10 protein-coding genes are annotated in these 12,680 nt (G+C 47.4%); 1 reads left to right on the plus strand and 9 read right to left on the minus strand.

Annotated elements, in window-relative coordinates; translation table 11 throughout:
- From IJ369_RS09655 to IJ369_RS09690, 8 genes are all read right to left on the minus strand, one after another.
- Window positions 1-738 (minus strand): alanine/glycine:cation symporter family protein (locus IJ369_RS09655; RefSeq protein WP_290718517.1); only part of this gene is annotated, 738 nt, incomplete at its 3' end.
- A 436-nt stretch (window positions 739-1,174) separates the two neighbouring features.
- Window positions 1,175-2,569: an alanine/glycine:cation symporter family protein gene (locus IJ369_RS09660; protein WP_290718519.1), complete on the minus strand. Its 1,395-nt coding sequence runs from the start codon at window positions 2,567-2,569 to the stop codon at window positions 1,175-1,177.
- 478 nt (window positions 2,570-3,047) lie between these two features.
- Window positions 3,048-4,430, minus strand: coding sequence for an alanine/glycine:cation symporter family protein (locus tag IJ369_RS09665; RefSeq protein ID WP_290718521.1), 1,383 nt, complete (start codon window positions 4,428-4,430; stop codon window positions 3,048-3,050).
- Between the two features lie 179 nt (window positions 4,431-4,609).
- Complete coding sequence (locus IJ369_RS09670; protein WP_290718523.1) at window positions 4,610-5,176, minus strand: hypothetical protein; 567 nt, start codon at window positions 5,174-5,176, stop codon at window positions 4,610-4,612.
- Window positions 5,177-5,303: 127 nt separating this feature from the next.
- Window positions 5,304-5,930, minus strand: a complete 627-nt coding sequence (gene yihA / locus IJ369_RS09675) for a ribosome biogenesis GTP-binding protein YihA/YsxC (protein ID WP_290718524.1) — start codon at window positions 5,928-5,930, stop codon at window positions 5,304-5,306.
- On the minus strand, window positions 5,927-8,260 hold the full coding sequence (lon, locus tag IJ369_RS09680) for an endopeptidase La (protein WP_290718526.1): 2,334 nt from the start codon (window positions 8,258-8,260) through the stop codon (window positions 5,927-5,929). Before lon ends, yihA begins: the two co-directional genes overlap by 4 nt.
- Window positions 8,261-8,414: 154 nt before the next feature.
- On the minus strand, window positions 8,415-10,064 hold the full coding sequence (locus tag IJ369_RS09685; RefSeq protein ID WP_290718528.1) for a S16 family serine protease: 1,650 nt from the start codon (window positions 10,062-10,064) through the stop codon (window positions 8,415-8,417).
- Window positions 10,065-10,163: 99 nt separating this feature from the next.
- Window positions 10,164-10,613: a hypothetical protein gene (locus IJ369_RS09690; protein WP_290718530.1), complete on the minus strand. Its 450-nt coding sequence runs from the start codon at window positions 10,611-10,613 to the stop codon at window positions 10,164-10,166.
- A gap of 134 nt (window positions 10,614-10,747) precedes the next feature.
- Here IJ369_RS09690 and IJ369_RS09695 point away from each other — a divergent pair, with 134 nt between their 5' ends.
- Complete coding sequence (locus IJ369_RS09695) at window positions 10,748-11,269, plus strand: biotin transporter BioY (protein ID WP_290718532.1); 522 nt, start codon at window positions 10,748-10,750, stop codon at window positions 11,267-11,269.
- Window positions 11,270-11,311: 42 nt separating this feature from the next.
- Here the strand turns inward: IJ369_RS09695 and mgtE are convergent, their stop codons facing one another.
- The gene (gene mgtE, locus IJ369_RS09700) at window positions 11,312-12,670 is read right to left on the minus strand and encodes a magnesium transporter (RefSeq protein WP_330612991.1); all 1,359 of its coding nucleotides are present in this window, start codon (window positions 12,668-12,670) and stop codon (window positions 11,312-11,314) included.
- Between the last annotated feature and the right edge of the window lie 10 nt (window positions 12,671-12,680).

Consider the following 12,680-nt stretch of genomic DNA (forward strand, 5'->3'; position numbering starts at 1 on the left):
AGGATTGAAAGCACCCAGAACGATAGCTTTGAAAGCTGCGGGGATGTATGCACCATTGATGATGCAGATGATCAGACAACCTGCAATATACAGACCAGCCATGAAGGGGATCAGTTTTTCACAAACTTTGGAGATGGACTGTACGCCGCCCAGGATTACCAGACCTGTCAGAATCATCAGAACAACAGCTGTGATCATTTTAGGAACGCCGAATGTGCCCAGGCAGGATTCAGCGATGGAGTTACCCTGTACCATGTTACCCAGACCGAAGCCTGCGAAACCTGTGAAGATTGCGAACAGAACGCCCAGCCATTTCTGACCCAGACCTCTTTCCAGAGCATACATAGGGCCACCGATGAAGGAGCCGTCTTTTGCTCTTACACGGAATTTAACAGCCAGCAGACCTTCGGAGTATTTTGTTGCCATACCCAGCAGACCTGTCATCCACATCCAGAATACAGCACCAGGACCACCTGTACCGATCGCTGTAGCTACACCTACGATGTTACCTGTACCGATTGTAGCAGCCAGAGCTGTTGCCAGAGCTGCGAAACCGCCGATATCACCAGATGCTTCTTTATCGGGTGTTACAGACAGTTTAATCGCTGTAAATGTTTTTCTCTGAATTACTTTTGTTCTGATTGTCAGGTAGCAGTGTGTACCAACCAGCAGAACCAGCATGATGGGACCCCACAGGATACCATTCGCTGCAGTTACAAAATTGTTAAAAGCTTCCATTTTTAAAATTCCCTCCCTTAGAGAATAAGTGAAATAATTCCCTGTATCAGCATTTTGCCAGGCCGCGGTTCCTGTTTCGCTAAAATACTCATACAACATTCCATTGGAACTATTAACCATAATATCCAAAAAAAGGAAATAAATCAAGAAAAAATTAAAAAAATTTCAAAAAATTTTCATTTCTTCCTGTTTTTTCTATAATTTATTTTGAACAAAACCTCAAATAGCGAACCTTTTTTTGTCCATTTTGTCATTTTGTTTTATTGCATTCTTTCTTTTATTTCCAATAGATAAAACATCATAATTCTATTCAGAAGAAATTTATTTCTAAAGCTTTTCAATGATTCACAAAAAAGAAGAAGCCCCAGCATTGGGGCTTCTTCATCATTTCATCTTCGGGTTATTAATTAAATATTGTTTTCAGTTCATTCCTCAATTATTTGTCAACAGAAGGAGCTTCGTCGTCCATCCACTTCATCAGACCGCCCATTTCAGCGTCTTTATCCCAAACATATTTCTTTGTTTCGGAAGCGATGACACCACTCAGACCCAGCAGAGCAATCAGGTTGGGGAATGCCATACATGCGTTCAGTGTGTCGGCTACGTTCCAAACGATTTCCAGAGCAGCTACACAACCAACGAATACTACGATTGTCCAAGCAACACGGAAAGGTTTGATTGCCTTAACGCCTACCAGGTAAACCCATGCACGTTCGCCGTAGTAAGACCAACCCAGGATTGTGGACCATGCGAATGTGATCAGACCGATTGTCAGAACGATAGGACCAACTACAGGGATTGTACCGAAGGCACCGGATGTCAGGTTAGCACCAACCAGACCGTCCATACCAACGGGGTCTTTAACGATACAGGATACCAGAACCAGACCAGTCATCAGACATACAACGATTGTATCCCAGAATACGCCGGACATGGAGATCAGAGCCTGTCTTGCAGGGTTTCTTGTTGCTGCAGCAGCATCGACGATGGGAGCGGAACCCAGACCAGATTCATTTGTGAACAGACCACGAGCTACGCCGTAACGGATACACTGCATAATTGTGATACCAACAAAGCCGCCGCCTGCAGCTGCAGGATTGAATGCGGATTTAATAATCAGTGCAAATGTTGTAGGGATATACTGTGCGTTGATTACCAGAATGATCAAGCAGCCCAGGATATAGCAACCAGCCATCAGGGGAACCAGTTTTTCACAAACTTTGGAGATGGAGTTTACGCCGCCCAGGATTACCAGACCTGTCAGGATACACAGAACAGCACCTGTTGCTACTTTAGGAATACCAAATGTGTTCAGAACAGATTCAGCGATGGAGTTACCCTGTGTCATGTTACCGATACCGAAACATGCGATCGCTGTAAACAGTGCGAACAGAACGCCCAGCCATTTCTGACCTAAACCTCTTTCCAGTGCGTACATGGGACCACCGATGAAGGAACCGTCTTTTGCTCTTACACGGTATTTAACAGCCAGGATAGCTTCGCCGTATTTTGTAGCCATACCGAACAGACCTGTCATCCAAACCCAGAATACTGCACCAGGGCCGCCCAGACCAACCGCTGTAGCAACACCTACGATGTTACCAGTACCGATTGTGGCAGCCAGAGCTGTTGCAAGGGCACCGAAGCCAGATACGTCACCAGATGCTTCGGAGTCAGGAGTAACGGAAAGTTTGATACCTGTAAAGGTTTTTCTCTGAATGATACCAGTTCTCAGTGTCAGATATACGTGAGTACCTACCAGCAGAACCAGCATAACAGGACCCCATACAAAACCGTTAATTGTACTTACAAAGTTGTTAAAAGCTTCCATACATTTCCCTCCCTCTTAAAAAAAAGATGAAATAATTGCGTGCATCAGTATCTTATCAGACCGCGGTTTCTGTTTTCCAAAAATACTCATACATCATTCCACTTGGAACACACCTACATAATACATAAAAATTACCAATCTGGCAAGCACTTTTTGAAAATTCTTGAAAGAATTTACATTTTTGCCACATCTTTTTGTATGACATAACCACTTTTTTCCTTGATATCTCAATGTTTTTATGCATTTCGCCACCCTCCAAAAAGACATTTGTCCGTTAAGAAAGTGTGAATTAAATTTTTTCACTCATTGAACAAAAATGCAACAACCCCAAAATATCGGCATTTTTCGGGTTTTCTATCGTTCATTCACTGAATTTCATATCATCCGGCTATTGTTAATTTGCACAAAATATTAACGAAATCTTAACGCCCCATCAAAAAAGAAAGAGCCTCTCTCGAGACTCTTTCTTTTTTTGCTTTTATTTATCTACCACAGGCGCTTCATCTTCCATCCACTGATCCAGACCGCCTTCTGTCCAGACATATTTTTTCGTTTCAGAAGCAACCACACCGCTCAACCCCAGCAGAGCGATCAGGTTAGGGAATGCCATGCAGGCATTCAGGGTATCTGCCACGTTCCAAACCACTTCCAGTGTGGCCGCACAGCCAACGAATACTACCAATGTCCAGGCAACGCGGAAAGGTTTGATGGATTTTGTGCCGCAAAGATATACCCATGCACGCTCGCCGTAATAAGACCAGCCCAGGATCGTAGACCAAGCAAAAGTGATCAAACCGATGGTCAATACGATAGGCCCTACGGTAGGGATCGTACCAAAGGCTGCAGAAGTCAGTTCCGCACCAATCAGGCCATCCATGCCAACAGGGTCTCTCAGCATAGTGGAAACCAGCACCAACCCTGTCATCAGGCATACAACGATGGTATCCCAGAATACGCCGGACATGGAGATCAAACCCTGACGGGAAGGGTTTCTTGTAGCTGCCGCCGCGTCTACGATAGGTGCAGAACCCAGCCCGGATTCATTCGTAAACAGCCCGCGGGCAACCCCGTAACGGATACAGGTCAAAATGGTAACGCCTACAAAGCCTCCCCCTGCTGCAGAGGGATTAAATGCACTTCTCAGAATCAGGGAAAAAGTATCCGGGATGTACCTGGCATTGATGATCAGAATGATCAAGCATCCTAAAATGTAAAAACCAGCCATGAAGGGAACCAGTTTTTCACAGACTTTCGCAATAGACTGCACGCCGCCCAGAATACAAAGCCCGGTAATGACTGTCAGGATCACACCCGTGATGGTTTTAGAGATACCAAAGGTATTCTGAACAGATTCCGCAATAGAATTGCCCTGCGTCATATTGCCGATCCCAAAGCAGGCGATGGCTGTGAAAACAGCAAACAGAATGCCCAGCCATTTTTGCCCCATACCACGTTCCAGCGCGTACATAGGGCCGCCAATGAAGGAACCATCCTTCGCCTTTACTCTGTATTTGATAGACAGAACTGCTTCGCTGTATTTTGTTGCCATGCCAAACAGACCTGTCAGCCATACCCATAAAACAGCCCCCGGGCCGCCGATACCAACCGCTGTGGCAACCCCTACAATATTCCCTGTGCCGATGGTGGCCGCCATGGCCGTCGCCAGAGCACCAAAGCCGGAAACATCGCCTGTGGCTTCTTTATCCGGCGTAACAGAAAGTTTGATGGCACGGAACACTTTCCGCTGGATAAAACCGGTGCGAATCGTCAGGAACACATGGGTGCCAACCAGCAGACACAGCATCACAGGACCCCATACAAAGCCGTTAATGGTACTTACAAAGTTGTTGAATGCTTCCATCGTTTTCCCTCCTCTTTCGAAAAATATAAAAATGAAATGATTGCAGCCGAAGGGCTTTCAGTCCGCGGTACTGCCAGCGCTTCGATATCGTTTCATTTGGAATTTATTCTTTTTCGGCAGAAAATATGTCGGCTTTGTGCATCAAGAAATTGTTTATATTAAAAAAACAGCCTGATCTTTCAGGCCGTTTCTGCTTCTTTCGTTTTCTCTTCTAAAATTGTTTCGATATTCTCACTCTCCACTTCTTCCCGAGGTCCTCTCATCATTCGTAAAGCAGCATACAGGATAACGATTGCCATAGCAATCTGAGGTACGCTGCGGCTCAGGCTCCAGAAAATTTCAGGCATATAAACGATAGAGCCCAACAGTCTGATCCCCTCCTGCCACAAAGCAGAAAGCCCGATCAGCAGCAGGATAACAGCGAAAAAACGTCGATGCTTTTCCGTAAATTTCCAGTCCTTCCCCCATTCCACATAGTCCTCAAAGAAAAATCTGTCTTCCACTTCCGCAAATTCCTCTTCTGTCATCCGACGCAAATTGTGGGTATGGAAAAAGCTGTAGCACCATACGATGGGACACATAATCAGTATCAGCTCTTCCCATCCCGTCCACATCGCCAGCGCCGCTGTGCCGAAAAACAACCCCATCAGGCCGATGCCCTGCTGATACAGTCCAAAGTACATCTCCCCCGCCCCGGGGCAGCAGGAAAATACCACCGTAAAAAAGCGATTCTTTTGATTTGTCATAATGATTCCTCCTTTGTGTGAAAACTTTTCCTGTCAGTATCATAGCAAAAGAGTTTTAGTGTTTTTTTCAGCGTTTTTTAAGATTTTATAAAGATTAAAAAAGAGCCCATACAGGCTCTTTTTTGAATCATTCTTCTGTTGTTTCTTCGATTGCTTCTGCTTTCTCGCCTCCGGGCAGGAATTTTTCGATCTCCGCCCACAGTTCATCCACACCGGTTTTCTTTTCGCCGGAGAAAGGAATCAGCACATCGCCGGGCTGCAGCTTCAGCGTCTTTTTAATGATGGAAAGCTGCTTCTGGATCTGGCTGCGGTTGATCTTATCGGATTTCGTCGCCGCAATGATGATATCGAAGCCAAAGTGCTTCAGCCATTCATACATCATGATATCGTTCTTGCCGGGTTCGTGGCGGATATCGATCAGCAGGATGATGGCACGCAGTTCTTCCCTTCTGCGCAGATAATCTTCCATCATCTGGCCCCATTTTGCCACTTCAGACTTAGGCACCTTCGCATAGCCGTAGCCGGGCAGATCGACCACATACATCATATCATTCACACCATAGAAATTGATTGTGCGGGTCTTGCCGGGCTGGGAACTGGTTCTTGCCAGGGCTTTTCTGCCCAGAAGTGCGTTGATGAGGGTAGATTTGCCTACGTTGGATTTGCCTGCAAAAGCGATCTCAGGCTTGCCATCCATAGGGTAATGGGAAAAATTTGTCCCGATATATTTCAGGTCGCTCTGTGTTACTTTCATACGCTTTCTCCCTTCGCCAGTGCTGCTTGCAGCATATCTTCCATCGTTTCTGCCAGAACGAATTCCAGACCTTCCTTAATCTCATCGGGAATGTCGTTCAGGTCTTTTTCATTTTCCTTCGGCAGGCAAACTGTTTTGATACCGACTTTTTTCGCCGCCAGCACTTTTTCCTGCAGGCCACCGATAGGCAATACTCTGCCGCGGATAGTAATTTCCCCAGTCATGGCAACGTCGTTACGCACCTTTTTCCCTGTCAAGGCGGAAATCATGGCTGTAGCCATGGTCACACCGGCAGAAGGGCCATCCTTAGGTGTTGCACCTTCGGGGATATGGATATGTATATCCTGTTTTTTATAAAAATCAGGCTCCAGCTTGAATTTTTCACTCTGCGAGCGAATATAGCTGATAGCCGCCTCTGCAGATTCCTGCATTACCTTGCCCAGATTGCCTGTTACCTTGAATTTGCCGTCGCCGGGCATACAGTTCACTTCCACGGAAAGGGTCGTACCGCCCACTCTTGTCCATGCCAGACCACGGACGATACCTACCTGAGGTTCTTTATAAATCGTTTCGGGCATGAATTTCTTTGTCCCCAGGATATCCTCCAGATTCTTTTTAGAAACTGTCATAGATTTCTTTTCACCGGAAAGGATAGCAGTTACCGCCTTGCGACAAACTTCGCCAATGGTGCGTTCCAGCTGTCGCACACCCGCTTCTCTTGTATAACCGTCGATGATATCTTCAATGGCATCTGGTTTGATTTTCAGCTGTTTTGCTGTCAGGCCGTGACGTTTTCTCTGCTTACCCACCAGATGATCCTCTGCAATGTGCAGTTTTTCCTGGGCTGTATAGCTGGAAAGTTCGATGATCTCCATCCTGTCGCGCAGAGGACCGGGGATGGTATCCAGGCTATTTGCAGTACACATGAACAGTACCTTGGACAGGTCATAAGGCAATTCGATGAAATGATCACGGAAGGTATGGTTCTGTTCGGGGTCCAGCACTTCCAGCAGAGCCGCCGCAGGGTCTCCGTTATGGGAAACACCCAGTTTATCCACTTCATCCAAGAGCATCAGTGGATTGATGGTGCCTACCTGCTTCATGGCATTGATGATTCTGCCGGGCATCGCGCCGATATATGTTTTTCTGTGGCCGCGGATCTCCGCTTCATCCTTCACGCCGCCCAGAGACATTCTGACGTATTTACGATCCAGAGCCTTCGCCACAGAACGGGCGATGGATGTTTTACCAACGCCGGGAGGGCCTACCAAGCAAAGGATAGTAGCATTTTCCTCAGGCGCATTTTTGCGAACAGCCAGGTATTCCAGAATACGTTCCTTCACCTTTTTCATGCCGTAATGGTCTTCATCCAGAATTTCCGCCGCTTTTGGCAGATCAAAAGATTCTTCCGTCGTTTCCACCCAGGGCAGAGAAAGCAGTGTTTCAATATAGTTTCTGGAAACATTGGATTCGGGGGATGTCACGGGAATTTTCAGCATACGATCGATTTCTTTTTCGATGGTATTGCGTACATGTTCAGGAGGGTTCTTTTCCTCCAGCTGTTTACGATATTTCGCCGCATCAGCGCCCACGCCGTCCTTATCGCCCAGTTCTTCCTGGATCACTTTCAGTTCTTCTCTCAGATAATATTCTCTCTGATTCTGGTCGATCTTCTGTTTTGTTTTTTCTTCGATCTCTTTCTTGATATCCAGAACCTGACGTTCTTTCTGCATCATTGTGATGACCGCTTCCAGTCGTTCAAAAGGATTCAGGATATCCAGAAATTCCTGCTTGCGGTTGAAAGGCAGTTCCAGGCCTGCCGCCATGATATCCGCCAGCTGGCCGGGTTTTGTGGCAGAAACCACATTGCCCATCAGGTCCATAGCCGCTGTATTGGGCGCCAGTTTCAGATACTGATCATATTCCTCCACGGCAATTTTCATAATCGCCTGCACGTGTTCGCTGGGTTCTTCGTCAAAATCCTGCGCAATAGTAGTGATTTCACCATAGTCGCAGTTTTTCACATGGATATTGGTCAGTCTGCCACGGCATTTGCCTTCTACAATAACGTGTGTCAGATTGCCGGGCAGTTTCAGCACCTGTTTCAGTTCTGCCAGAACGCCAATATCATACAGGTCATTTCTGCCGGGATCGGGCGTTGCAGGGTCCTTCTGGGTCACCAGAAAGATTTCCTTGCCATTTTCTTCCGCAGCCTGCAGGGCATCCAGAGATTTCTGTCTGCCAGCGGGGAAACTGATAGCCATACCGGGAAATACCGTCAGGGCACGCAAGGCGATCATCGGCACGATGATCGGTTGTTTTTTCTCCATAGTTTTCACCTCATATATTTCAATAGTTTTCTCAAAACGATAGATTTTCTGTTTCTTTCAGGCAAAAAAGTATACTTTTCCACCTTAACTAAATAGTATACAATAAATCTATGATTTGGTCAAATATTGTCGAGAAAAGAAATAAGGCATTTCCTCAAGAAATGCCCTTTTCTTTTAAATACTCCATTCCTTCGGAAAGGGTCGCCCCTTCTGCCAGAAATACTTCCCGCAAAATCGCCTGCACATCCCCCACGGGAATGACTTCGATTTCCATTTCTTTGTAGGCTTCCTTCCAGTTTTCCGCAGGGATAAAGGCACGGGTCGCCCCCGCTTCCTTTGCCGCCTCCAGTTTCTCTTCCACGCCCCCTACAGGCAATACCTGCCCCCGCAGGCTGATTTCCCCCGTCAGGGCAATATCATTGGGCACAGGGGCCTCCGTAAAGGCAGAATAGACCGCCAAAAACATAGCCACCCCCGCCGAAGGGCCGTCCACAGGAATACCGCCGGGAAAATTCAGATGAACGCTGTATTCCTCTTTGGAAAAGCCAAACTGCTCCATCAGGGTCAGTACATTTTCCGCCGCGGAACGGGCGTTGCTTTTCCGCTTGGCAGAGCCCTGTCGGTTTTTAAATTCTTCCTCTTCCAGAATACCTGTCACCGTCAGGCCGCCCTTTCCCTTCTGCACAATGGCTTCTACGGAAAGAAGCATCCCACCACCGTGATTCTGCACGCCCAATCCATTGACTACACCAACCTGCGGCTTTTCAGGAATTTTCCGCTGATACATCGGCTGATATTTTCCTGCCTCCGCCACCCATTCCAGATCTGCCGCTGTGATGATCTTGTTTCCTTCCATCCATGCAAGGGAAGTCAGCGACTGCACCAGATTTACCGTATCCCTGCCCCCTCTGGCATAGGCCGCAATTTTCCCACAAAGACCTTCTTCGTAATCCAAACCCGCCCTATGCAGGCTGTTTTCCGCAATCTTCTCCACAGAATTCCTATCCAGTCGGTCAAAGAATATCTCCGTACAGCGGGAACGGAGCGCATCGGGAATCTCATGGGGACTGCGGGTCGTCGCCCCGATCAGACGAAAATCCGCAGGAATGCCCTTCTGAAAAATCTGATGGATATAGGGAGGGATGTTTTTGTTGCCCCGGCTGTAATAACTGCTCTGGAAGCGCGCCACTCTGTCCTCCAAAACCTTCAGCAGCTTATTCATCTGGACGGGATGCAGTTCTCCGATCTCGTCGATGAAAAGCACACCCCCGTGGGCATCGCAGACTGCCCCCGGGCGAGGTCTGGGGATACCCGCATTGCCGAAGGCTCCTGCCCCCTGATAAATGGGGTCATGGACGGAACCCATCAACGGGTCTGCAATGTTCCGTTCATCAAATTGCAGGGTCGTGGCATCAATTTCCACAAATTTTGCTTTTTCCCCAAAAGGAGAGTCTTTTTTCTGCTTTGCTTCCTCTAAAATCAGCCGTGCCGCTGCCGTTTTCCCCACCCCCGGCGGGCCATAGATCAGAATATGCTGGGGATTGGGGCCGCAGAGAGCCGCTCTGAGGGCTTTGATGGCCTTCTCCTGCCCGATAATCTCCTCCAGCTTTCTCGGTCTTGTCTGCTCCGAGAGAGGCTCTGTCAGCCGTCTTTCCTCCATCTCCATCAGCCTATCCATCTCAATGATGTTATCTTCGCACCGCAGGCCTTCGCCCGCACCCTTTTTGCGGCTGCTCTTGAAAAAAAACCATGCGCCCAGCCCAAAAAACAACAGCTGCACCCATGCCAGTAGATTCCATTCCAAGTTCCCATCTCCTTTTTCATTCTCTATTTCAGCTTTTGGGAATAGTATCTCTCGGCAAGGCAAAATTATCCGCACAAAAAAGGACGTATTTCTACGTCCTTAGATCTCGTTCAGCTCCACAGGAAAATCTTCCAGAAACTGCGTATCCGGTATCAGTTCTCCCGGAAAGGTATATTCAAAATGATAGTCATAGGGCACATAATGATCCATCACGAAGAACTGGAACAGCCCAAAGGAAAGTATCCCTGTCAGGACTGTCCCCACCACAGCCAGAATCAGCCATGCCTTCGCCAGATTGCGGCGGTTAGGGTTGCCGTTTTTGTTTAAGATCCAGATGATCGGTACGATAATATTTACAACAGGGATCAGCAAAAGGATACCCACCAAGAGATATGCCCCTACACTCAAGGGTTCTGCCAAATTTCGTTCTTCCTGTTTATTTTCTTCTTTCCATTCTTCCCGTTCTTTTTCCAAAGGCATGCCGCAGTGGATGCAATACAAATCATTGGCGCCCACTTCGCCGCCGCATTTTTTACAAATTCTTGCCATAGAATCTCTCCTTTACTTCTTTTCCTCTCTTTTCGCTATCATACCATAGCACTTGGTTTTTGAAAAGACGGTTGACAGAAAATTAAGAAACCCTTATAATTTCGTCTAATTATACGAAAAAGGAGGGATATCTGATGAGAACAAGGGACCTGACCTGTATTGCCCTGATGGCAGCGATTTTGTGTATCCTTGCGCCTGTCAGCATCCCCATCCCCGTCAGCACCATTGCCCTGACTTTGGCGACCCTCGCCATCTATTTTATTGCTTACATATTGGAACCAAAACAGGCCGTGGCAGCCGTAGGGTTGTATCTCCTGTTAGGTGCCATTGGCCTGCCCGTTTTCTCCGGCTATATGGCAGGCATCAGCCGTTTTGCTGCCCCCGGCGGCGGCTATCTGGTGGGTTATCTTTTTCTGGCAGGCATCAGCTCCGCCTTTATTCATCGCTTCTCGCAGCCCTTTCTGCAATTCAGCGGTATGTTTCTAGCAACCTGCATTACATACTGCATCGGCACCTTCTGGCTGGCAACGGTGACAAATGCGTCTTTTCTGGCGATGCTTCCCGCCGGAGCCTTGGTATTCCTGCCTTTGGATACTGTAAAGATATTTTTCGCTTGCTGGCTGGGCAGAAAAATACAAAAGCACATAAATAAGTAAAGCCCTTGGAACGTTTCGTTCCAAAGGCTTTTTTATTTGCACTTAAAGAATTAAAGTTGTTGCGATGCTGAAATATACCACCAGCGCGATAGCATCGACTACGGTAGAAATCAAAGGGCCGGCCATCATCGCAGGGTCAAGCTTGACTGCCTTCGCCAGGATAGGCAGAATACAGCCCAGTGTTTTCGCCAGAATAACGGCAACACCCATACTGATGGAAACCGTCAGGTCGATATTGAAAGGCGTTGCGCCATCGAAGAATGTCATACGCGCCATATTGATGATCGCCAGAATGACACCACAGATGGCACCGACCCGCAGTTCTTTGAATACGACCTTCAGGGTATCCCGCATCTGGATCTCACCCAGAGCCAGACCACGAATGATCATAGCAGATGCCTGGGAACCGGCGTTACCGCCTGTACCGGTGATAATGGTCATAAAGCTGGAAAGGACCACAACGGAATCCAGCAGATCCTGATACATCCCAATAACAAAGGCACTCAATGTCCCGGAGATCATCAGCACGCAAAGCCAGGGAATACGGTTCTTAGCCAGAGCCACAACGCTCATTTTCAGGTATTCATCATCGGAAGGCAGGACAGCATTCATCAGTTCCATATCTTCTGTAGTTTCCTGTTCGATAACGTCCACGATGTCATCGACAGTGATGATGCCAACCAGGCGGCCTTCTTTATCAGTAACAGGCAAAGCCATCCAGTTATATTTTTTGAAGATATTTGCGACTTCTTCCTGGTCATCCAGTGTGTGTACGGAAACAGGATCATCCTGCATCAATTCGCCGACTGTCACATCATCTTCCGCACAGATCAGCGTTCTCAGAGGCACAACGCCGATCAGTTTTCTCTGGGCATCAATGACATAGCAGGTATAGACTGTTTCCTTATCCATACCTGTACGTTTGATCTCTGCCAGGGCGGAGGCAACCGTCATATGAGTACGCAGGCGCATGAACTCGATCGTCATCAGGCTGCCCGCGGAATTTTCGGGATAGTTCAGAAAGCGGTTGATCAGCTGTCTGGTTTCTGCGTCTGTATTACGAAGCACCTTTTTGACCAGATTGGCAGGTGCTTCTTCCAGAAAGTCGACCGTATCGTCCAGGAACATTTCATCTACGATGTTGCGCACTTCTCGGTCTGTGATAGACTGCACGATATGCTCCTGTGTATCATTATCCATATAAGAAAATACTTCCGCCGCCACGTCTTTGGAGAGCAGACGGAAAATGAACAGCTGCTTTTCCGGAGGCAGTTCTTCGAAATATTCTGCGATATTGGCAGGCTGTTCTTCATTCAATTCCTGTTTTAACTGAAGATATTGTCCGCTTTCCATCAATGCTGTGTAATTTTCGAACAAGATCATCATTTCTTCATCCATCATCGTTTCTCAC

The organism is Anaerotignum sp., assembly GCF_017483025.1.
Taxonomy (GTDB): Bacteria; Bacillota; Clostridia; order Lachnospirales; family Anaerotignaceae; genus Anaerotignum_A.